The following is a 23,328-nucleotide window of genomic DNA, read 5'->3' on the forward strand; positions in this document are numbered from 1 at the left end:
GCCCGCTTGTTTTTCATCTTACCTTGGGAATACAACTTTGAGTGATTTTCTAAGTGAACATCTGATCTATCGTGATGATGATTTTATGGTGATTCATAAACCTTCGGACATCTTGAGTGTTCCTGGTAAAGGTGATTTACATGATAGCGTTTTGACAAGGTTGGTTGCGATTGAACCTAAAACTTTGCTCATTCATCGACTAGACCGAGATACTTCAGGTATTTTAGTATTTGGTTTATCGAAGCGCGGTCAAAGTGCGATTGCACGTCAATTTCAAGATCGTCAGACTTCAAAAATATATGAAGCGCTTGTCGCAGGGCATTTAGAGGGTGAGGGGACTGTAGATATTCCTGTCATCTATGACCCAAGCCGACCACCTTTACATATTGTCGACGCTTCTCACAACAAGCCTGCTTTAACACATTGGCAGGCCATAGAACATTTTCAGATTCAGGGACAGCCTGTAACTCGTGTGAAATTAACACCAATTACGGGCCGATCTCATCAACTCCGTGTACATATGCAATATCTTGGGCATCCAATTGTAGGTGACACGCTGTATGCAACACCGGAGCAACAACTTGTTCCGCGTTTATGTTTGCATGCCAAACAGTTAAGTTTTAATCATCCTGTCACAGCAGAAACATTAACTTTTGACTGTCCTGTACCGTTTTAATGTAAAAAATTTAATGCGTGATTTTTTGTAGCAAAGCGATTTAATTGGTTTTTGCTTCAAAATTTTGCTTTAAAGACTACATAAAAAGATGCAAAAATAAGCTAATTTGCATCGTACAATATGTAGTGCGAACTTGAGAGAAAGGTGGAAAAATTGCAGCAGTATGCTATTGGTCAACGTTGGCTATCAGACACAGAAACTGAGCTCGGTTTAGGTGTTCTTATTGATGTAGATGAAAGATCTGTCAGCATTTTATTCCCCAAAAGTGATGAGACACGTGTATATGCACGTAATAATGCGCCACTATCTCGTATCATCTTCAATACGAATGATGAAGTTCAAGATCAAGAAGGCCAGAAGTGGATCGTTGAGTCTGTTGAAGATCGTCATGGCGTTTTGCGTTACAACGTTGTTCGTACTTTAGAAAATGGCGAGCAAGAGCGTAAAGCACTCAATGAAACGCGTATTGGTGCGCAAATTCAATTATCTAAACCTTTAGATCGTTTGCTTGCAAGTCAAGTTGATTATAAAGAGTGGTATGACCTGCGTATTGAAGCGATGTTGATGCAAGCGCAAATGCAGACCAGCCCTCTACGTGGTATGGTCGGTGCCCGTGTTGGTTTGATTCCTCATCAGCTTTATATCGCACATGAAGTTGGTAAACGTTTTGCACCTCGTGTTTTACTTGCCGATGAAGTTGGTTTAGGTAAAACAATTGAAGCTGGTTTAATTATCCACCAACAGCTTAAAACTGGTCGTTCAGAACGAATTCTGATTTTAGTCCCTGATTCTCTACAGTATCAGTGGATGATTGAAATGCGCCGTCGTTTTAACTTGCAATTCTCTCTGTTTGATTTAACACGTACCGCATCTATTAAAGAACATGATCCGGAACTTAATCCGTTCTTGACTGAGCAATGCATTATTGCCAGCGTTGACTTAATGGTTGACCATGATGATTTGCGTGAGCAAGCCATAGAAGCTGGTTTTGATTTGCTCGTAGTCGATGAAGCACATCATTTGATGTGGAGCGAAGAAGAAGGCGGTAATGATCGCTACGATTTAATTGAAGAACTCGCTGAAAATACAGCAGGAGTATTATTACTCACTGCAACACCTGAACAATTAGGTGTAGAAAGTCATTTTGCTCGCTTACGTTTACTTGATCCACAGCGTTTTAGTAGTTTAGAGCGCTTCTTAGATGAAGAGACTCAGTACCAGCAGACTGCAAAAATTGCTGAAGTGCTCATGTCGGATCAAGCTCTAACACCAGAGCATTTATCTGCTTTAGAAGGTTTGTTAGGTCACAGCATTGAAGACCAGCCAGATCAACGCTTTAGAGCAATTCACGAATTATTAGACCGTCACGGTACTGGACGTATTTTATTCCGTAATACACGTGAAGCCATTCAGGGCTTCCCAGGTCGTGATTGTCAGCCAGCACCATTACCAGCACCAGAAGATTGGTCAAAAGATGGCAAACTGCGTGAGCAAATGTGGCCTGAAGAAGCACAAATTGATGGTTCATGGATGCAAAATGATCCGCGTGTGCCGTGGTTAATGGAAATTTTACGCAAAGATCTTAAGCATAAAAAAGTGCTTTTAATTGCGCGTAGCGGACCAGTAGTTGAATCTTTAGAAAATGTGTTGCGTTTGCATGCAGGTATTCGTACTGCAATGTTCCATGAAGGTATGAGCTTACTTGAACGTGACCAAGCGGCTGCTTATTTTGCTGAAGAAAGCTATGGTGCGCAGATTTTACTGTGTTCAGAAATTGGTTCGGAAGGCCGTAATTTCCAATTCGCCAGTGATCTAATTTTATTTGATCTACCAGCTAACCCAGATGTTTTAGAGCAACGTATCGGCCGTCTAGACCGTATTGGGCAAGAAAACCGTATTCAAATTCATGTGCCATACCTTGTGGGAACAGCTCAAGAGCGTATGTTCCGTTGGTATAATGAAGCTCTGAATATTTTCAGCAATATTTCTCCAACAGCACAAACGCTGCAAGAGAACTTTATTGTTGAGTTAAAAGACTGTTTACTTGCAGACCAAGGTCAAACATTTGAAGATTTGCTTGAAGAGGTGAATGTTCAACGTCAAGCCTTGGAAGCTGAACTTCAAGCCGGCCGAGATCGTTTACTTGAATATAATTCATGTCGTCCTATTGTGGCACAAGAAATTGTTCAAGCTCTTGAAGACTATGACGACAATACAACGCTGCCAATGTTTGTGAAGCGTTTCATGTCATCAACCAATATCGATTTTGATGAACAAAGTAATGGTACGGTGATTATTAAACCGACCGACCAAATGCAAGTGCAAGGTTTGGCATTAGACGAAGAAGGTATGACAGCAACTTTCTATCGCGATCAAGCTCAACTTCGTGAAGATGCTCAATATTTAACTTTAGAGCATCCATTCATTGAAAGTGTTATGGAAATGATCCGTACGCAATCATTTGGTAGTACCAATGTTGCTGTACTTAAATCTAATGCATTAAAGCAGGGTTCAGTATTAATTGAAGTCTGGTTTAAAGTGGATGTTGTTGCACCGAAGTCACTGAATTTACCATCAAGCTTACCTAAGCAGCTTATTCGTGTATTGTTAAGTGAAAATGGTCAGGATTTATCTGAAAAAATTGATCCGACAATTTTAAAACCATATTTACATCACTTAGATGGCAATAGCTGCCGCCAAGTAGTTAAGGCTCGTCGTGATATCATTGAGCAGCGCTATAAACAAGCGTTAGAAATTGCGAAAGTTGATTTACCGCAGCTTCAGCAGCAAGCAAAAGAACATTATGGTAATAAATGGCAATATGAAATTGACCGTTTAACTTATTTAAAACAGTTCAACCCAAGTATTCGTCAAGACGAAATTGAACGTTTACAAAAACTGCAAAAAGAAGGCTTGAGCTTACTTGATGGTTTAACTGTTACACCAGAAGCAATTCAGGTGTTAGTGGTGGTTAAGCCGTAACTCACTCAAAATGAAAAAAGCGCCGAGAGGGCGCTTTTTTTATATATTGATTTTGAGTTAGATGAGACCGGCATCTTTTAACTCTAATTTTAAATAAGCATAAAAAATTGGAGCAGCGATTAAACCACCTAAACCAAAAATTGACTCAAATACTAGCATTGCTAATAAAATTTCCCATGCATTGGCATTGATCTTATGCCCAATAATTTTAGCATTAATAAAATATTCAAGTTTGTGAACAAGAACGAGATAAAGTAATGCTGCTCCTGCTAGTCCAAGAGAAATGGTAAGAGCGGCAATAAATGTCAAAGTATTTGAAATCAGATTACCTAAAATTGGAATCAGTCCAAACATAAAGGTCAAAATGGTTAAAGTTTTTGCAAAAGGAAGATGGACTCCCCACAGCGGTAATAAAATAAATGCAAACAAAATAAAGAGCAGCGTGTTAATAGCTGAAATTTTTATTTGGGCAAAAACAACATTTTTAAATGAAATTGATAATTTTTGAATACGTTGGATAAGCAGTGACTTAAAAACAGGCTGAGGCGTACGGCGATGAAAACCATGTATTGCCACCAAAATACCAATAATTAATCCCATGACCATAGTCACGAAGTTATGCAAAATATCGGAACTGGTATTTTTTAGGGTGGTGACGTTATCTTTCATAAATGCAAAGATTTCGTCTTTTAGATCTGTCACGCTATCAGGAATATAACCTGGAAGATATTTTGTGATTTCTGCTTGTAAATGAAGTAAGGTTTGATCAACTTTACTATTAATACTATGTAATCCGACGCCTTTTAGATCGTATACAACAAAACTAATCAGACTGGTAATGAAAAAACCAATAAGTGAGATGGTGACGATACTTAATAAAATACTAATAAAAATACGGGCTCTTTGGCCATCAATATAACGTTCTACAACCGAACTTAAACTAATAATAATTTCATAAATGAGAAAGCCTGCAAAAAAACTTGCTAATAGATGTAATGGGATAACCGAAAGCAAAAAGATGCCCATAAGAATGTAGCTTGCAATCAGACTTTGACGATTATTCAAATTTTGCATGTGAATCCCTGAGATCGTTGGGAATATAGGAGAAAGAGCAAATGGGGTAATTATTTATACTCTGGCAAGCTATTCGCTTCAATCAGTGAATTATATTTTTATTAGAAAATAGAAGGGTTAGATGTAAAAATGGCCTGTTAATCAACAGGCCATTCATTAGGGGATTTTAGCGAATTTTTGCTTCATCCAAATGACGAGCACCTTCTAAAATCATTCGAATCATAATCATGGTTTGTTCAGCAACTTCTGTCCGTTGATTGATCGGTAAATCAATCACTTTGGCACCCATGTGAAACACAAGTTGAGTAATTGCTTTGGCAACGAGGTCTGGGTGATAAAGGTGATTGTTATTTAAGCGCTCAAGACGGATTAAATCTTCTTGTAGCTCTTGCTGAAAAAAGTTGAGCTGGCGATCTACAGCAGCCTTATAAGAAGCAGAACCTGTAAAACTTTCACGTAGTAATAAACTTAAATTGCCTTCATCGGCATCGAGTTGTTGAAGGAAAATATCTACAGAACTACGAATAATACTTTCTTGTAAGGAAGCGCGTAGGCGAGCCTGACGGATGATTTTACGTAAAACAATACCTGCACGGTCAATTAGAGAAATTGCTAATTCATCAATATCTTTAAAATGTCGATAGAAACTATTTGGCGCAATTCCTGCTTCTCGAGCTACTTCTCGTAAACTCAATGACGCAATACTTTTTTGCGGACCAATAAGATTTAGAGCGGCCTGAAAAAGTTCTTCTTTAGTAATTGTCGCTTTTCTTCCAACAGAACGCGTAGCTGTTTTAATTTCAATGACATCTTGTTGTTGGGGTGTGTCATTCAGGTTCTGAGAAAGTGAAGATTGGGTCATGCTGTTCAATATATTTGTAAACTCTCAGGATTATAGCCTTAGAAGCTGAACTTGTGAAATTGTAATTAAAAGTACGGGTGTATATACAAATATATATACATGTGTATAATAATTAAAAAAGAGCGACAGAGCCTTCAGTTATGCAAGCAATCGAAAAGAGAAATTCTCTATTCAATTCATTGACACAAGCCATCTTTGATAAAGAAATGGCTAATTTCTGGCTACAAAAAGTTAATCCTTTATGGTCTGTAAAGCACGGACTTGTTCAAATTGTAAAAAAAGAATTTGTCGCTCATGACATGGTGAGCCTGACGCTAAAATGTAACCGCCTAGTAAAAATGGGCGTTGCAGGCCAGCATCATCCTGTGATTGTAGAAATTGCTGGTCGTCGCTATGAACGTACTTATAGTTTGACGCAAATTGATGCGCAGCACCTACGTTTAACAGTTAAAAAAGTTGCTGATGGTATTGTGAGTAACTGGTTTATTTCTGAAAGCAAAATCGGTGATGTTTTTGAGCTTGGACAACCGTATGGTGACATGCAACAAAACATCAAAACATCGAATTTAACTATGTTGGCTGCAGGTAGTGGCATTACCCCAATGTTGAGTCTAATTACTGCGATTAAACAAAGCCAGCAGTTAGATAAAGTTCAGGTACAACTTTTATATTGGGTAAAACAGCGTTCAGATGCGGCTTTTGTTGAATACTTTGAAAAAGTTGCACAGCAATATCCGAACTTTAATTATCAGGTTTTCTATACACAAGAAACTCCAAATGATGAACGTTTAAATGCAGAGCATTTAGCTTTAGTTGATGATGTCGAAAACAGCACAATTTATGCGTGTGGACCTTCTGGTTTTGTGGCGACTGTTGAGCAACTTTTTGAAAAAGCTCCAGCCGTTTTAACAGAAGCCTTTAGCTTAACAAATGAAAGCTCTGCTGATGATATTGGTTATGTGAATGTCACATTAACCCAGTCTAATAAGGTTATTGCAATTCCTAAAGGCCAGTCAATTCTGGTTAGCCTTGAACATGAAGGTCTTAAACCAACTCATGGTTGCCGTATGGGAATTTGTAATAAATGTGTTTGTAATAAATCACAAGGTTCAACACGTAATTTACTCAACGGTAGTGAGAACACTGAACCAAGCCAATTACTCAAAATTTGTGTGAACTCAGCACAATCCGATCTAGTTATTGATCTTTAAGAGAGAACTCTTATGAATATGCCAGTGAAAGTCGAATATTTTAAAAATCCTAAAAATCGAGATTTGACTCCAGCAGAACTTGATGCATTTGCAAAAGAGCTCGATCAGATCAAGCAAGAAGTATTGGATGATTTGGGCGAAAAAGACGCTAAATATATCCGCCGTGTTTATGCTGCAATTCGTTATAGTAGCTTTCTAGGCCGAGCATGTTTGTTTGCAGGTTGGTTCCCACCAGCGTGGATTTTAGGAACAGGCCTATTAGGCTTCTCTAAAATTATGGAAAACATGGAACTCGGTCATAACGTGATGCACGGTCAATATGACTGGATGAACGATCCTAAATTTAATGGTCAAACTTACGAGTGGGATACAGTTGGTACTTCTGATAACTGGCGCCAAACTCATAACTATAAACATCACACCTATACCAATATTAAAGGTATTGATGATGACATTGGTTACGGTTTACTTCGTTTATTCCCAGAGCAACGCTGGAAGCCAGGTTTCTTACTTCAACCTGTTTATAGCATCCCATTTTGTTTATTGTTCCAATGGGGCGTAGCTATTCAGAATCTTGAAATTGGACGTGTTCTTTATAAACGTAAGAGCATGGCAAAATTCTTGGAAGAATTAAAACCTGTGAATAAAAAGATTGGAAAACAACTTTTTAAAGACTATGTTTTCTTCCCTTTAATTGCAGGTCCAGCAGCTTTACCTGTATTCACTGGTAATTTGGTTGCAAATGGTCTTCGTAATATCTGGACATTTACGATTATTTTCTGTGGTCACTTCACAAAAGATGCAGAAGTATTTCCAAAGTCTGTTTTACAAGAAGAAAGCCGTGGTCACTGGTATATGCGCCAGATTCGTGGTTCTTCTAACTTGAAGGGTTCAGAAGCATTACATATTTTAAGCGGACATTTGAGCCATCAGATTGAGCACCATTTATTCCCTGATATTCCAGCGCGTCGTTATCGCCAAATGGCTCCAAAAGTTGAAGCTGTATGTAAAAAATATGGTCTAAATTATAACAATGCAAGTTTGGCTAAACAGTTTGGACAAGTGGTAGGCCGTATATTTAAATACGCTTTACCTTTTAAAAAATAAGTCAAAAAGCCCTGATTATTTCAGGGCTTTTTATTATTTCTTTTTAGAAATCCACATAGTAATCGTAGCCTGAAAAACTTTGTCTTTTTGAGCATCATAGACTTCTACATTCACTAAATATTCGCCAGCTTTTTCCCAGTCATAATTTTTTTCTACAGGCGTTGCAACTGCAATGAGGTCTGTTTCTGCCTTTTTTAAATATTCGACTGTCATACCTTTGGGGATCCAGCGGTGTGTAGAAGGCACAGTAACTTCTGTCATTGTTCCACCTGCCAGCTCTGTCATATTACACATCGCAATAGCATGTACTGTTCCAATATGATTTAGAACGGAACGTTTTTTCTTAATGGCTATTTCGCAATATTTGGGTTTTAACTCGATAAAGAGCGGGGAAATACTTCCGAAATAAGGTGCTTTTAAACATAGCATGCGTGAGAAAGTCCATTTTCCTTTCGGAAAACTAGACACCTTGTTCCAAAGTTCTAAAGTGGTTGCCATGATTTAAGGCTCCATAAAAAACAGAATAAAGTTCTGTTAAAGAATATAATTCTGTTTACAAAATTGAGTCAAGTCATTCAGAATATCTCCGATAACTGGTTAGGGACTAAATGATGCAATCTGCACAAGAGTTATTAGAGCGGTTATATCCGGGCAGAAGGGCTACTTTAAAGAGACAGATTTTGTTAGATGCCTTGTCTTGTTTTTTAGAAAATGGAATTGAAACTACAAGCATTGAAATGATTCGTTCCAAATCTGACAGCAGTGTAGGGGCTATTTATCATCACTTTAAAAATAAAGAAGGTATTGTTGCGACTTTATTTTTTGCAGCTTTAGATGACCAAGCGGCCTTAAGAGATAACTATCTCGAGACTACAAAATCGCTTCAAGATGTTTTATATGCTTTTATTCATAGCTATGTTGATTGGGTAAGTGGACAGCCAGAGTTTGCTAAATTTTTAATCTCTGCTCGTTTTAGTGTGATGCAGGGTGAAGACCAAGAACGTCTCATTCAGAAAAATAAATTAAGAAATCAAAAGATCTTTAATGCAATTTCAAATTATGCTGAGGCCGGGTTTTTAACATCGATACCGCATGAGCTATTACTTTCACTAGTGATCGGATCTACAGAAAATTATTGCCGTGCATGGTTATCACAACGAGTTACCTCAAACCCTAAAGTTTATAAGGATATTTTGGCGAAAGCTGCGTGGGATTCTTTGCAAAATTTGAGTTAAAGATTTTGTTCTACCCATAAAAAAAGCCGCATCTTTCATACGGCTTTTTAGACAAACAAATTATTTAAACTGAATTGAACCGTTTGCATTCACAGTAATTTTAGACTCACCAGCTGCCATGTCTTGAGCTGGTGCAGCTTCGGCAACGGCAAACTTAGCCATACTGGCACGCATTACAGGCTGTGGGAAATAGTTATTTGTGTTCAGGTTTAGAGTGACTAAAGTATATTGGTTTTTATTCCAAGCTTGGGTCAACATTTGAGCACGTTGTTGGAAGTTTTTAGAGGCTTCAACCATCAACTCATTTTCAACTTTTTTACGTTGTTCATCAGAAACCGTAAAGTTAATTGATTGAGTTTGGAAGTTTTGCTGTAATTCGTTTACTAACTGGCTAGCAGCTTTAAAGTCTTTACTTTCAAGACGGATTTCAGCACGGCCACGCCATTCTTTTAACTTATTGCTATCGTTATCGTAAATTGGGTAAGTGCTTTGAGCACCAGTTTCCACTTTTACTTGAGGATATTTACGAGAAACGCTAAGCGCTTGATTCATTAATTGATTAATTTGATTTGAAAGTTCAGCTGGTTGTTTGTTACTTTTTTCAATATATAAAGTCGCATGCATTTCATCATTAGAAACTTGGCGAGAAGCTTCGGCTTGTACATTTACAATATTGTAGTTCAAAGCATTATCATCCTGAGCAAAAACTAAAGGGCTAAGGAGGGAACCTAAAAGAAGGGTTGATACGGCTAAAGTACGCATAAATTTTTCCTTTAAAAATTAATATAAATTTAATTTTTTTCATTAAGAAATGTTAAACATAACTTATGCATAACTTTTGCAGATTTTGTGGCGTATTTGTAATATTGAGATCAGTTTTTTTAAATGATGGCTAAGGTGAAATCTTTTAAAAAATAGTAACTTAAAAATAAAATATTTCAATGTAAACTAAAAAATCAAAGTAATATAAAAAAAGAATATTTTCTTTAGGTTGTCACATAGTATGATGATAATTCATCATAACTATTGGGATGATACATTTTTTCAATAAGATTAGATGAGTAAAGTACATAAAAGACGTTTTTTTTCTTGTAAAATTAGGTATCATCGCGCTCCTAGTTACAAGATATAAAATAAGTGTCTTTGCTAGTTCTATAAAGCACCGAGTCAAAGGACCAATCGTCACCAGACTTATTTCTTTCTACCCCTATCAGAGATGGTAATCCGATATGAGCGTTACTTCCGTTAACCCTGCCACTAATGCTACTAACGAATATTATTTGACTCGCCAAAGTCAAATGGAATCAAATGTTCGTAGCTATCCACGTAAATTACCGTTAGCGATAGCGAAAGCACAAGGATGCTGGGTTACTGATGTTGAAGGTACACAGTACCTTGATTGTTTAGCTGGGGCAGGTACATTGGCTTTAGGTCATAATCATCCTGCGGTGATTCAAAGTATTCAAGATACATTGGCAAGTGGTTTGCCATTGCATACTTTAGACTTAACCACACCTTTAAAAGATGCATTCACTGAAGCATTGTTAGCATATTTACCTGGTGGTAAAGAAGAATATTGCTTGCAGTTCTGTGGTCCTGCTGGTGCAGACGCAACTGAAGCAGCAATTAAACTTGCTAAGACTTACACTGGCCGTAGTTCAGTGATCAGTTTCTCTGGCGGTTATCATGGTATGACCCATGGTGCACTTGCTATGACTGGTAACTTAAGTGCAAAGAATGCAGTTAACGGTTTAATGCCAGGCGTACAATTCATGCCATATCCGCATGAATACCGCTGCCCACTTGGTTTAGGTGGGGAAGCTGGTGTTGACGCTTTAACTTACTACTTTGAAAACTTTATTGAAGATGTAGAAAGCGGTGTAACAAAACCGGCTGCTGTTATTCTTGAAGCGATTCAAGGTGAAGGCGGCGTAGTTACAGCACCAGTAAAATGGTTGCAAAAAATCCGTGAAGTGACTGAAAAGCACAACATCGTTTTAATTTTAGACGAAGTTCAAGCTGGCTTTGCACGTTCAGGCAAAATGTTTGCATTTGAACATGCAGGTATTGAACCTGATGTTGTTGTAATGTCTAAAGCAGTAGGTGGTGGTTTACCACTTGCAGTATTAGGTATTAAACGTAAATTTGATGCTTGGCAACCTGCTGGTCACACGGGTACTTTCCGTGGTAACCAACTTGCTATGGGTACTGGTCTTGTCGTATTAAAAACGATTAGCGAACAAAATCTTGCTCAAAATGCGCAAGAGCGTGGTGACTTCTTACAAGCTGAATTTAAAAAATTAGCTCAAGAATTCCCATGTATCGGTAACGTACGTGGTCGCGGTTTAATGATCGGTGTTGAGATCGTTGACGAGCGTAAACCAGCTGATCGTATTGGTTCGCATCCTGCTGATTCACAATTAGCTGCTGCGATTCAAACTGCTTGTTTCAACAATAAATTATTGCTTGAAAAAGGTGGCCGTAACGGTACAGTAATTCGTTTACTTTGTCCGCTAATCATCACTCAAGACGAGTGTGTTGAAGTAGTTGCTCGCTTTAAGAAAGCAATTGCAGAAGCATTGGTTGCAGTACGAGGCGCATAAGTATGGTGGATTTTGCAGAACATCGTAAAGCGTTACTCTGCAATGATGCACAATCCATTGCTGACTATGAGTCAGCAATGGGCGAAGCGGTAAAAGCCGTTTCAGCATGGTTGCAAAATGAAAAGATGTACACTGGCGGTAGCATTAAAGAATTGCGTTCAGCAATTTCTTTCCAACCTTCAAAAGAGGGTATGGGTGTACAAGAATCTCTTCAACGTATGATTGAGCTTTTCTTGAATAAAAGCTTGAAAGTACACCATCCACATTCATTAGCACACTTACACTGCCCAACCATGGTGATGAGCCAGATTGCGGAAGTGTTAATCAATGCAACTAACCAATCTATGGACTCATGGGATCAAAGCCCGGCTGGTTCATTAATGGAAGTTCAGCTCATTGATTGGTTGCGTCAAAAAGTAGGTTATGGTTCTGGGCAGGCTGGTGTTTTCACTTCTGGCGGTACTCAATCTAACTTGATGGGTGTATTGCTTGCTCGTGACTGGTGCATCTCGAAAAACTGGAAAGACGAAAATGGTAATCCATGGTCTGTACAGCGTGATGGTATTCCTGCCGATGCAATGAAAAACGTCAAAGTCATTTGTTCTGAAAATGCACATTTCTCTGTGCAAAAGAACATGGCAATGATGGGCATGGGCTTCCAGTCAGTTGTGACTGTGCCTGTGAATGAAAATGCACAAATGGATGTAGATGCTCTCGAAAAAACGATGGCGCATCTTCAGTCTGAAGGTAAAGTCGTTGCTTGTGTCGTTGCGACAGCAGGTACTACAGATGCCGGTGCAATTGACCCATTGAAGAAAATCCGTGAAATTACCAATAAGTATGGTTCATGGATGCATATCGATGCGGCATGGGGCGGTGCATTAATTCTGTCAAATGACTATCGTGCAATGCTTGATGGTATTGAGTTGTCTGACTCGATCACCCTTGACTTCCATAAGCATTATTTCCAAAGCATTAGCTGTGGCGCGTTCTTGTTAAAAGACGAAGCGAACTATCGTTTCATGCACTACGAAGCTGAATACTTGAACTCTGCTTATGACGAAGAACATGGTGTACCAAACCTTGTGTCTAAGTCATTACAAACGACTCGTCGTTTTGATGCATTGAAATTGTGGATGACAATCGAATCACTAGGTGAAGACCTTTACGGTTCAATGATTGACCATGGTGTAAAACTGACTCGTGAAGTTGCAGATTACATCAAGGCAACTGACGGTTTAGAACTTTTAGTTGAGCCTCAGTTTGCTTCGGTATTGTTCCGTGTTGTGCCACAAGGCTATCCAGTTGAGTTTATCGATAGCTTAAACCAAAACGTAGCGGACGAATTGTTTGCACGTGGTGAAGCAAATATTGGTGTAACAAAAGTTGGTAATGTACAGTCATTGAAGATGACAACATTAAGCCCTGTTGTGACATTCGAAAACGTTAAAAACCTTTTAAGTCAAGTATTGGCTGAAGCTGACCGCATTAAAGATGCAATTGCTTCTGGTAACTATGTACCACCAATTGACTAATTGAGTTGATAATAAAAAAGCCTGGTTCATTACCGGGCTTTTTTTATTACAGATTATTTTTATTTAAAATGTGTATTACGAGAAGAGTGCATGCACAAATCATGCATATTTTCAAAAAACAAAAATAATTATGCATGATTTATGGGAAGCAAATTTCTTATTGTATTGGTATGTCCCCAATATTTTGGTCACATTGTTATATCAATATCGTACTTACTTTAAATAATCCCGCTTTAACTGAAAAAAGTAAGTGGCTGTAATTACAATTAAGACAAGGAAGAAGAAATGCAACAAGCGAATATGCTCAATGAGTTTAAACTTATTATTGGCGGTCAACTTTGTTCAGGTGAACAAGGTGAGCTAGAAATTCTTAACCCTGCTACTGGCTTAACTGCTGCACGTTGTGCAAAAGCATCGGTTGCACAGGTAAATCAAGCAGTGAGTGCAGCTAAACAGGCATCTAAAGCTTGGCAACAAGTCTCGCACGATGAACGTAAATCAATTTTAAATAAAATTGCTGACGGTATTGAAAAGCATGCTGAAATGCTTGCAGAGTTGGTTGTGCTTGAACAAGGTAAGCCACTGGCACTTGCACAAATGGAAGTACAGGGTGCAATTGGCTGGACTCGCTATGCGGCTGCTATGGATTTACCTGTAGAAGTAATTGAAGATAGTGAAACCAAGCGTATTGAGCGCCATCGCCAACCATTAGGTGTAGTGGCTTCAATTACACCATGGAACTGGCCACTGATGATTGCGGTTTGGCATATCATGCCTGCATTGCGTGCGGGTAACGTTGTGATTAGCAAACCTTCTGAATACACACCACTCTCAACTTTACGTTTATGTGAAATCATTCAGCAAGAGGTCCCTGTTGGTGTTATTTCAATTGTGGTTGGTGCTGGTGAGATTGGTGAAGCATTATCTTCCCATCCTGATGTACAAAAAGTTGTATTTACGGGTTCAACTCGAACAGGCCAGCACATTATGGCTGGTGCAGCTCAGCAGCTAAAACACTTAACTTTAGAACTTGGTGGTAATGACGCTGGTATTGTATTACCAGATGCAAATATTGATGAAATTGCAGCTAAGATTTTTAATATGGCATTCTTAAACGCTGGTCAAACATGTGCTGCATTAAAGCGCTTATACGTGCATGAAAGCCAATATGAAGCTTTATCTCAAAAGTTAGCTGATATTGCCAACGCTCAAGTTGTGGGTGACGGAATGGCATCTTCTACAACATTTGGTCCAGTACAAAACCAAATGCAATATAACAAAGTGAAAGCACTTATTGCCGAAGCCATTGAACAGGGTGCAAAAGCGCTGTCTGGGCAACAACAATTACCAGAGCAGGGCTACTTTATTGCACCAACTATTTTGACTGAAGTTTCTGATTCTTGCCGCGTGGTACAAGAAGAGCAATTTGGTCCTGTATTACCTGTCTTAAAATATACCGATATCAACGATGCTATTGCTCGTGCCAATGATAGTGAATTTGGTTTAGGTGGCTCAATTTGGTCTTCTGATCTTAAAGCAGCGCAGATTTATGCTAGTCAGCTTCAATGCGGAACTGTTTGGATTAATACCCATGCAGAAGTTCTTCCTCATGCGCCTTTTGGCGGCTGGAAAATGTCTGGTTTAGGTGCTGAATTTGGCTTAGAAGGTTTGCTGGAAAATACGATTGGGCAAACGGTTCATATCAGTAAAGTCTAAATATTCATTTTAAGGCGGATCTAGTATCCGCCTTTTTATTTTTATCTATATGGGAGAAAAGCTTCGCTTACTTATTGGGAGTGATGATAGCTCATGCTTTTAGGTTTGATTAAAAAATGATTCTGTTCTTTAATTTTTTTAAGAACAATGTAAGACTTTATGTGACCTATAAAATTATAAGAAAGCAATCTTTCAGTCACAAATTGAGAAAGCTGTTCTAAGTTTTCTGCAACGACTTTTAAAATAAAATCTGCATCACCACTAATTGAAAATGCATCCTGAATGTTGTCTTCAGCTTCAATGAGCTCTTGAAAAGCCTGCTGTGATTTTGCCTCGTGTGTTCTTAGATTAATATGTATCATCGCTGTAACTTCCAGTCCTAGCGCCTGCTGCTGGATGCGCGCAGTGTAGCCTAGAATTATCCCTTTTTGCTCGAGTAGCTGCCTTCTTCTTGAACATTGTGAAGCAGATAAACCAATTAAATCGCCTATTTCCTGATTGGTGAGCCGTCCATTCTTTTGTAGTGCCTGAATGATTTGCCAGTCGAACTTATCCATTGCATAAAATCCTTTTATGATACACAAATCATGTATTTTTATTAAAATGCGTTTTCATTATGCACGAAATCTAAAAGATAGATGAAATATTATTTTTCTATGGAATAAAAATTGGTCTCAAAGGATATAGAGCAATGTTCATAGAAATCGGTGAATTTTTAAATCTTCGTTTAAAACAAATGGGTATCCAACATCTCTTTGGTGTACCTGGTGATTTTAACCTCTCATATCTAGAACAAGTTGAAGCAGACCCACAACTCGAATTTATTGGAAATTGTAATGAATTAAATGCTGCTTATGCAGCAGACGGTTATGCACGAATTAACGGTTTTTCTGCCTTGGCAACCACTTATGGTGTAGGTGACTTAAGTGCGATTAATGGTATTGCAGGTGCCTATGCAGAAAATGTACCTCTTATTCATATCTCAGGTATTCCGCCTTTACATGCGGTTCAAAAGGGCACACTAATACATCACACGCTTGTCGATGGTAACTACGACAATATTATGAACTGTATGAAAGAGTTCACAGTTGCCCAAACACGTTTAACTCCAGCAAATGCAGCCTTTGAAATTGACCGTGTATTACGTCAGTGTTTCCTTGAACGCCGTCCTGTGCACATTCAACTACCAGGCGATATTACTCACGTTAAGATTGAAGTATCTGAGCGTCCGCTTGACTTAAGCTACCCAGCTGTTGAACCTGAATTATTACAAACTGTGGTGAGCAAACTTTGTGACATTATTGAGAATGCTCAAAGCCCAGCTCTTCTTATTGATAATGAAGCTTCAGTTTTTGGTGTAACGTCACTTTTAAATGATTTGTCTCAAAAATGCTCAATTCCATTTGCAGGCATGAATACTGCAAAAAATATTATGGATGAAGGCTCACCTCGTTACATTGGAACTTATGTGGGTGGGGCAAGCCAACCGCATGTAAAAAATATCATTGAACAATCTGATTGTTTAATTGGTGTTGGCGCACGCTTTACCGATGTAGGCTCAGCTGTATTTACTCATCAAATTGAGACTAAGAACTACATTGAAATTAAATCTTATGGCTTAAATATTTTTGGTCAGGATTTTCCGGGTATTGAAATTGGGCAATTACTTGTCGAGCTAAATAAAAAAGTTGCGCCACGTAAATCGACAACACCTCTTCTTGAAAAACAACCACAGAAAGTAATTGAAGCGCCAGCTCAGCAAAAGCTAAGTCAAGATGTGCTTTGGAATTACATTTCAGGGTTCTTAAAAGAAGATGATGTGATTATTGGTGAGGTAGGAACATCAAACTCTGCATTGTCAGGTATCAAACTTCCTGCCACAGCCAAATATATTGCACAGCCGCTTTGGGGTTCTATTGGTTACACCTTACCGGCTTTGCTTGGTAGTTTGTTGGCTGCTCCTGAACGTCGTCAAATTCTGTTTATTGGTGATGGTTCATTCCAGCTTACGGTACAAGAGCTTTCTACAATTATCCGTCACGGTTTAAAACCAATCATTTTCTTGCTGAACAATGGCGGCTACACCATTGAACGTTTAATTATGGGCGAAAACGCGGCCTATAACGATGTGCAAAACTGGAAATACACTGAAATTCCTGCGGTATTTAACGGTAAAAAAGGCCATACAACTTATGTGGTTGAAACCGTTGGCCAGCTGAAGAGCGTTTTAGACAACGTTCAGCAAAATGATCAATTAACCTTTATTGAATTAAAACTACCAGCAATGGATGCACCGGTGAGTTTGAAAAAATTTGCTTCTGTGATTGCACGTTTTGACTACGGTGATCGCGGCTACGAAATTTTAAAGGAGCGTTCCCAACCAGTTAAATGTAAGGATGCAATCTCTTTTTAAATAGAAGACAGGACACGTCTTCTCAAAAATTAAATGGACTCACATTACAGTAAATTTATGTCCGAAGATCGGTTCTTGATCTTCGGATGTGGTGCTGAATAAAGGTGTACAGGAAGTGACACCAACATTGGAGATAATGTTATGGATGCAAACAATAAGCACGAGTTAAAACAAGGCTTATCCAATCGGCATATTCAACTCATCGCACTCGGAGGGGCGATTGGTACAGGATTATTCTTAGGACTATCACAAACAATTAAACTGGCAGGTCCTTCAATTTTATTAGGATATGCAATTGCTGGAATTATTGCCTTTTTAATTATGCGCCATTTAGGTGAAATGGTTGTTGAAGAGCCGGTCAGTGGTTCTTTTAGTTATTTTGCGAACAAGTATTGGGGCAAAATGGCTGGTTTTATGTCTGGCTGGAACTATTGGGTATTATATGTACTCGTCAGTATGGCTGAATTGAGTGCAATTGGGACATTTATACAGTTTTGGTGGCCTGAAATTCCGACATGGCTGACTGCTTTATTTTTCTTTATTTTAATTAACGGCATTAACTTGGTAAATGTCCGCTTTTTTGGGGAGTCCGAGTTTTTATTTTCCTGCATTAAAATTGTTGCCATTTTAAGCATGATTGGTTTCGGTGCTTATCTTTTACTTTCAGGCTCAGCAGGTCCGCAAGCAGGTATTGCAAATTTATGGCAACACGGTGGTTTCTTCCCACATGGGATTCACGGTTTTGTCATGGCTTTAGCTGTCATTATGTTTGCATTTGGCGGCTTAGAATTAATTGGTATTGCTGCGGCTGAAACGAAGAAACCTGAAACGACTATTCCTAAAGCAGTAAATCAGATTGTGTACCGTATTCTGATTTTTTATATCGGTGCAATCGGTATTCTTTTATGTCTTTATCCATGGAATATGGTGGCAGAAGGCGGCAGTCCATTTGTCATGATCTTCCAGTCACTCAATAGTAACGGTGTTGCGAACGTCTTAAACTTTGTGGTCTTGATTGCTGCTATTTCAGTTTATAACAGCTGTATCTATTGTAATAGTCGTATGTTGCATGGTTTGGCAGAGCAGGGTAATGCTCCTGCAATTTTGAAAAAAGTAAACAGTCGTGGTATTCCGGTTCCAGCAGCAGTTGTTTCTGCATCTATCACTGCAATATGTGTAGTTGTGAACTATCTGATTCCTGGTCAAGCTTTTCAACTCTTTATGATGCTTGTGGTGGCTGCGCTTGTTATTAACTGGCTTATGATTTCAGTGACTCATTTGAAATTTTCTAAAGCAATGAAATTGCAAAAGCGTCAAACCAAATTTCAAAGCATCCTTAGCCCATGGAGTAACTATTTAACCATTAGCTTTGTATGTTTTATTCTTATTATTATGGCAATGACGCCAGATATGAGACTTGCCGTGATTTTAGGTCCAATTTGGCTGGCTGTTTTAGCGCTTACGTATTTATTAAAATATCGTAAAAAAATGGTTGCGATGCCAGAAGTACAATCGAGTTGATCGCTTAAATTGACAATCATATTGCGGTTACCTGACATAAGGCAGGTAACCCTTTATCTTTTGTCATATTATTTTCATGTTACAAAGAAATTATTATTTTTAGAAATATTTTAATAACCATTTCCTTAAACAAAAATTATTTTAATCATCAAACTAAAAATAACTAAATTATCGTTTTTTAATACATTTATAACATCTTTATTTTTTATATTTTATAAATACAAAAAACTTATATTTTTAATGAGTGTAATAATACAGACTAATATACACGGTAAAATACCTACTACGATTGAATTAAATAGTTGATAGTAGTCAAAAAATAATAATGTGACAATTAACAATATTGAAATCATTAAAGCGTCATCATACTGTAACTTAATTGTCATATTTTCTATTCACAATGCAGCTATCAAAGAGCGTACAAGCACTCAACAAAAAGTGACGTACAACCTATTGCATTAATGAGAGAGAACAGAATGCGCTTAAATCCACGTCAAATCGCAATTGCGTTAGCAGTAACTGGGGCAGCTGTAACAACGACTGCAAATGCAGCTCGTGATACGATTCAAATTGCTGGTTCTTCAACTGTATTACCGTTTGCCAGTGTTGTAGCTGAAGAGTTTGGTAATACTTTCCCTCAATTTAAAACTCCTGTAGTGGGCTCTGGCGGTTCTTCTGCTGGTTTGAAACAATTCTGTCAAGGTGTTGGCGATAACACAATCGACGTTGCAAACTCTTCTCGTAAAATTAAAAGCACTGAGATTGAAGCTTGTAACAAAGCTGGTGTAAAACAAATTCAAGAAATCAAAATTGGTTACGATGGTATTGTATTCGCATCTAACTCAAACAAAGCGGCTTATAAATTAAAACCTTACCACGTGTTTGCTGCTTTAGCTGCACAGTTACCTTCAAAAGGTAAATTGGTTCCAAACCCATATACAAACTGGAATCAAATCGATAAAACACTTCCAAATGAACCGATTACTCTTGTAATTCCTGCATCTAACCATGGTACTCGTGAAGTTTTCCAAGAGAAAATGGTTGAAGCTGGTTGTGAAGCATATGAATACTTCAAGAGCTTAGATAAAGATGCTCAGAAGAAAGCATGTTCTACTTTCCGTAAAGATGGTCGTGTAATTGAAATCGCTGGCGACTATACAGAAACATTGGCGCGCTTAAAAACTTCTCCAAGTGCAGTAGGCGTGTTTGGTTTAAGTTTCTATGACATGAACCGTGACAAGTTACGTGTAGCAACAGTAAACAACGTTGTTCCATCTGAGAAGACAGTATTGAATGGTACATACCCTGTATCTCGTCCATTGTACTTCTACGTGAAAGGTGAACACTTAAAATCAGTTAAAGGCTTACCGCAATATGTAGAATATTTCGTAAGCAAGAAAGCAACTGGTAAAGGTTCTAAAGCTGAGCGTGATGGTTTAATCGCGATGTCTGATGCTGAACGTGCAAAAGTTTTGGCTGACTTTAAAGCAGGTAAAACTGTTAAATAAGTTAGTTTGAATGAAGGCTGGTGATCTTAAGGGTTCATCAGCCTTTTTGTCTAACTTGTTTTTCCAAATTATGACAATTGAGAAAACAGTGGAGAGTACATGAATCTGCTACTTATCGGTGTGTTGTTAGCCCTCGTGGCAATTGCATATCAACTTGGGCTGAGAAAGAGCCGTAACATAGCAGGTAAGGGAAGCAACTCGGCGACGTTACATTCTCGTCCTGGTTATTATGGCGCACTGGTTGGTCTTTGGTGCGGTATCCCTGCTTTTTTAATTTTGATCATTTGGAACTTGGTTGAACCAAGTATTTTAAATCATATTATTTTTAATAATATTCCGGCGTCTGTAAGTGCTTCTCTGGATGAAGCAGGTAGAAGCGTATTAGTTGATCGTGTTCAATCAATTGCTTCAGGCTTTGGGGTTAGTGATAAACCAGCAGCTTACGAATTAGCAGCTGCTCAACAGTTTTCCAAATTTCAAACGATTGGCTCTTTTGCCAAATTTGCTGTTGTAATTTGTGCTGCTTTATTAGGTTTGGTTTGGGCAAAGAAAAAAATCAGCCAACAATATCGTGCTCGTAACCAAGTTGAACGTGCCATTAACGTTGCTTTGATTTTATGTTCTGGTGTTGCGATTTTAACAACCATCGGTATCGTAATGTCGATGTTTGGCGAAGCAATGCACTTCTTCCGTTTTGTCAGCCCAATGGACTTTTTCTTTGGTACAGAATGGAACCCGGGTTTTAGCACTTCTGGCAATGCTGAAGGTAGTTATGGTTTATTACCATTGCTATGGGGCACGCTCATGGTCAGTGGTATCGCTCTACTCGTTGCTGTACCAGTTGGATTAATGATTGCAATTTATTTAGCTGAATATGCTTCACCATGGTTCCGCTCATGGGCAAAACCAACAATTGAAGTCTTAGCTGGTATTCCAACAATTGTTTATGGTGTATTTGCCATGATGATTATTGGACCATTCTTTAAAGCTGCGGGTGCGTATATTGGCTTAGAAATTAACGCGACAAGTGCTTTAACTGCTGGCTTTGTAATGGGAATTATGATTATTCCATTTGTTTCATCTTTATCTGATGACATTATCACTCAAGTCCCACGTGCACTACGTGATGGTTCTTTAGGACTGGGTGCGACTAAGTCTGAAACAATTCGTCAAGTCGTATTGCCAGCAGCTTTACCGGGTATTACAGGTGCTTTCTTATTGGCAGTCTCTCGTGCGGTTGGGGAAACCATGATTGTGGTTTTAGCAGCAGGGAACAGTCCACTTTTACACGCAAATCCATTTGAAGCTGTTTCGACAGTGACAGTCACTATTGTAAAACAGTTGACTGGAGATACCGACTTCTCAAGTCCGCAAGCATTGGTTGCATTCGCACTAGGTTTAACACTATTTGTTATTACCTTGGGATTAAATATTGTAGCACTGTACATTGTGCGTAAATACCGTGAGCAATACGAATGAGTACATCAAATACATCATCTCCTATGGATCAGAACGTATTTGATCCGAAAGCTGCTGCTGAAACACGTGAACGACGTAAACAGGTTATTGAAAAATCTTTGGCTAAACGCCATCGTAAAGAAAAAGCTTTCCGTTTTGCGGGTTTCTCGGCAGTCATTATTGGTCTTGCATTCGTTGCTCTCTTGTTCGGTAGTATTTTGGCAAAAGGTTTACCTGCTTTTTGGCAAACCAGTATGAATGTTCCAATTTACTTTGACCCTAAAGTAATTGATGCAGGTCCAGTGCCTGTACGTACTCAAGGTGAAACACCTGCGCATTACCAAGAACGTTATGTTGATTGGCAAACAAAAATGGGTATGGTCGATTGGGATGGCATCATTGTAAATGGAATGATTGCTAAAGATCCTGCACTTGCATCACAACGTGACTACTTGAGCAGCTTATATGCAAGCTCGGAAGCTTATCGCCTGCGTGATATGGTCTTTGCAGATCCATCATTAATCGGTAAAAAAGAAAATATTACCTTCTTAGGTGATGCGAATGTCGATGTTTGGTTAAAAGGTAATATTGATCGTTCATTACCAGATGATCAGCAACAACTAGATCCAGAAGTTCGTAAGCTTGCCGACGAGTTAAAAGCAAAAGGCGTTCTTGAAAGTACATTTAACATGAACTTATTTAAGAATCCTGACTCTCGTAGTTCTCCGGCAATTAGTGGTCTTGCAGGTGCATTCATGGGTTCATTGTTCATGATGCTCATCGTGATCATCATTGCGATCCCAATTGGGGTTGCCAGCGCAATCTATCTCGAAGAGTTTGCTCCAAAAAATGTTCTTACAGACATTATTGAAGTTAACATCAATAACCTTGCTGCTGTGCCTTCTATCGTATTTGGTTTACTCGGTGCAGCAATTTTCATTGGTTGGATGCATTTACCTTTATCAGCTCCGCTAGTGGGTGGTTTGGTTTTAAGCTTAATGACACTACCAACAGTCATCATTACCACGCGTGCTTCATTAAAAGCTGTGCCGCCTTCTATTCGACAAGCTGCACTTGGTTTGGGAGCTTCTAAGTTCCAAACCATTTTCCACCATGTTTTACCGTTGGCATTACCAGGCATTATGACAGGTGCAATTATTGGTGTTGCACATGCGCTTGGTGAAACCGCACCTTTACTTTTAATTGGAATGAGTGCATTCGTTGCAAGTATTCCAGCAACTCCATTTGATCAAGCAACTGCTTTACCTGTACAGGTTTATTTATGGCAGGGTAATGAGTTGCGTAACTTCTTCGAAGGCCGTACTGCTGCTGCGATTATCGTACTACTTGCATTAATGATTGGTTTAAACAGTCTTGCAATTTGGTTACGTAAAAAGTTCGAAGTGCGTTGGTAATAGAGGATAAAT

General features: G+C 38.6%; 18 protein-coding genes. 13 read left to right on the forward strand and 5 right to left on the reverse strand.

All coding sequences use genetic code 11. The features are described from left to right. The first annotated feature begins 37 nt into the window (after positions 1–37). On the forward strand, positions 38–676 hold the full coding sequence (locus KTJ10_RS04925) for an RluA family pseudouridine synthase (protein WP_005307342.1): 639 nt from the start codon (positions 38–40) through the stop codon (positions 674–676). Positions 677–820: 144 nt separating this feature from the next. Further along, the gene (gene rapA, locus KTJ10_RS04930; RefSeq protein ID WP_005073250.1) at positions 821–3,658 is read left to right on the forward strand and encodes an RNA polymerase-associated protein RapA; all 2,838 of its coding nucleotides are present in this window, start codon (positions 821–823) and stop codon (positions 3,656–3,658) included. Between the two features lie 57 nt (positions 3,659–3,715). Here rapA and KTJ10_RS04935 read toward each other — a convergent pair whose 3' ends face one another. Beyond that, a complete protein-coding gene (locus KTJ10_RS04935; RefSeq protein ID WP_086265419.1) occupies positions 3,716–4,732 on the reverse strand; it encodes an AI-2E family transporter in 1,017 nt (338 codons plus the stop codon). Positions 4,733–4,898: 166 nt separating this feature from the next. Then, complete coding sequence (gene fabR, locus KTJ10_RS04940; RefSeq protein WP_086265418.1) at positions 4,899–5,594, reverse strand: HTH-type transcriptional repressor FabR; 696 nt, start codon at positions 5,592–5,594, stop codon at positions 4,899–4,901. 140 nt (positions 5,595–5,734) lie between these two features. Between fabR and KTJ10_RS04945 the strand changes: the two genes are divergently transcribed. Together KTJ10_RS04945 and KTJ10_RS04950 are read left to right on the forward strand one after the other, a co-directional pair. Beyond that, positions 5,735–6,805, forward strand: a complete 1,071-nt coding sequence (locus KTJ10_RS04945; RefSeq protein WP_199975843.1) for a ferredoxin reductase — start codon at positions 5,735–5,737, stop codon at positions 6,803–6,805. A 12-nt stretch (positions 6,806–6,817) separates the two neighbouring features. Next, the gene (locus KTJ10_RS04950; protein WP_002118415.1) at positions 6,818–7,912 is read left to right on the forward strand and encodes a fatty acid desaturase family protein; all 1,095 of its coding nucleotides are present in this window, start codon (positions 6,818–6,820) and stop codon (positions 7,910–7,912) included. Between the two features lie 33 nt (positions 7,913–7,945). Here the strand turns inward: KTJ10_RS04950 and KTJ10_RS04955 are convergent, their stop codons facing one another. After that, positions 7,946–8,410: a hotdog fold domain-containing protein gene (locus tag KTJ10_RS04955; protein WP_262441479.1), complete on the reverse strand. Its 465-nt coding sequence runs from the start codon at positions 8,408–8,410 to the stop codon at positions 7,946–7,948. A 113-nt stretch (positions 8,411–8,523) separates the two neighbouring features. Here KTJ10_RS04955 and KTJ10_RS04960 point away from each other — a divergent pair, with 113 nt between their 5' ends. Beyond that, positions 8,524–9,147 carry a TetR/AcrR family transcriptional regulator gene (locus KTJ10_RS04960; RefSeq protein ID WP_199976152.1) on the forward strand — a complete coding sequence of 208 codons (624 nt, stop codon included), beginning with the start codon at positions 8,524–8,526 and terminating at the stop codon, positions 9,145–9,147. A 60-nt stretch (positions 9,148–9,207) separates the two neighbouring features. Here the strand turns inward: KTJ10_RS04960 and KTJ10_RS04965 are convergent, their stop codons facing one another. After that, on the reverse strand, positions 9,208–9,909 hold the full coding sequence (locus KTJ10_RS04965; RefSeq protein ID WP_086265414.1) for an SIMPL domain-containing protein: 702 nt from the start codon (positions 9,907–9,909) through the stop codon (positions 9,208–9,210). 467 nt (positions 9,910–10,376) lie between these two features. On the opposite strand from KTJ10_RS04965, the gene KTJ10_RS04970 reads away from it, so the two are divergent. The 3 genes from KTJ10_RS04970 (at position 10,377) to KTJ10_RS04980 (ending at position 15,001) form a co-directional block, all read left to right on the forward strand. Continuing rightward, on the forward strand, positions 10,377–11,750 hold the full coding sequence (locus KTJ10_RS04970) for a diaminobutyrate--2-oxoglutarate transaminase (RefSeq protein WP_002118718.1): 1,374 nt from the start codon (positions 10,377–10,379) through the stop codon (positions 11,748–11,750). A 2-nt stretch (positions 11,751–11,752) separates the two neighbouring features. Continuing rightward, a complete protein-coding gene (locus tag KTJ10_RS04975; RefSeq protein ID WP_199975845.1) occupies positions 11,753–13,285 on the forward strand; it encodes a pyridoxal phosphate-dependent decarboxylase family protein in 1,533 nt (510 codons plus the stop codon). A 285-nt stretch (positions 13,286–13,570) separates the two neighbouring features. After that, positions 13,571–15,001 carry an aldehyde dehydrogenase family protein gene (locus tag KTJ10_RS04980; protein ID WP_199975846.1) on the forward strand — a complete coding sequence of 477 codons (1,431 nt, stop codon included), beginning with the start codon at positions 13,571–13,573 and terminating at the stop codon, positions 14,999–15,001. A 71-nt stretch (positions 15,002–15,072) separates the two neighbouring features. Here the strand turns inward: KTJ10_RS04980 and KTJ10_RS04985 are convergent, their stop codons facing one another. After that, the gene (locus KTJ10_RS04985) at positions 15,073–15,558 is read right to left on the reverse strand and encodes an Lrp/AsnC family transcriptional regulator (protein WP_004700117.1); all 486 of its coding nucleotides are present in this window, start codon (positions 15,556–15,558) and stop codon (positions 15,073–15,075) included. A 134-nt stretch (positions 15,559–15,692) separates the two neighbouring features. Here KTJ10_RS04985 and KTJ10_RS04990 point away from each other — a divergent pair, with 134 nt between their 5' ends. The 5 genes from KTJ10_RS04990 to pstA all read left to right on the forward strand — a co-directional run bounded on the left by KTJ10_RS04990 (position 15,693) and on the right by pstA (position 23,316). Next, positions 15,693–17,414, forward strand: a complete 1,722-nt coding sequence (locus KTJ10_RS04990; RefSeq protein WP_262441480.1) for an alpha-keto acid decarboxylase family protein — start codon at positions 15,693–15,695, stop codon at positions 17,412–17,414. Positions 17,415–17,555: 141 nt separating this feature from the next. Beyond that, a complete protein-coding gene (locus KTJ10_RS04995) occupies positions 17,556–18,935 on the forward strand; it encodes an amino acid permease (RefSeq protein ID WP_170249454.1) in 1,380 nt (459 codons plus the stop codon). A 476-nt stretch (positions 18,936–19,411) separates the two neighbouring features. Then, complete coding sequence (locus KTJ10_RS05000) at positions 19,412–20,443, forward strand: substrate-binding domain-containing protein (RefSeq protein WP_005073265.1); 1,032 nt, start codon at positions 19,412–19,414, stop codon at positions 20,441–20,443. A gap of 99 nt (positions 20,444–20,542) precedes the next feature. Beyond that, a complete protein-coding gene (pstC, locus tag KTJ10_RS05005; RefSeq protein WP_086265409.1) occupies positions 20,543–21,922 on the forward strand; it encodes a phosphate ABC transporter permease subunit PstC in 1,380 nt (459 codons plus the stop codon). Then, positions 21,919–23,316, forward strand: coding sequence for a phosphate ABC transporter permease PstA (pstA, locus tag KTJ10_RS05010; RefSeq protein ID WP_262441481.1), 1,398 nt, complete (start codon positions 21,919–21,921; stop codon positions 23,314–23,316). The genes pstC and pstA overlap by 4 nt, the downstream gene beginning before the upstream one ends. The last annotated feature ends 12 nt before the right edge of the window (positions 23,317–23,328 follow it).

Origin of the sequence: Acinetobacter sp. WU_MDCI_Abxc222 (genome assembly GCF_025514755.1) — a bacterium.
GTDB lineage: Bacteria > Pseudomonadota > Gammaproteobacteria > Pseudomonadales > Moraxellaceae > Acinetobacter > Acinetobacter geminorum.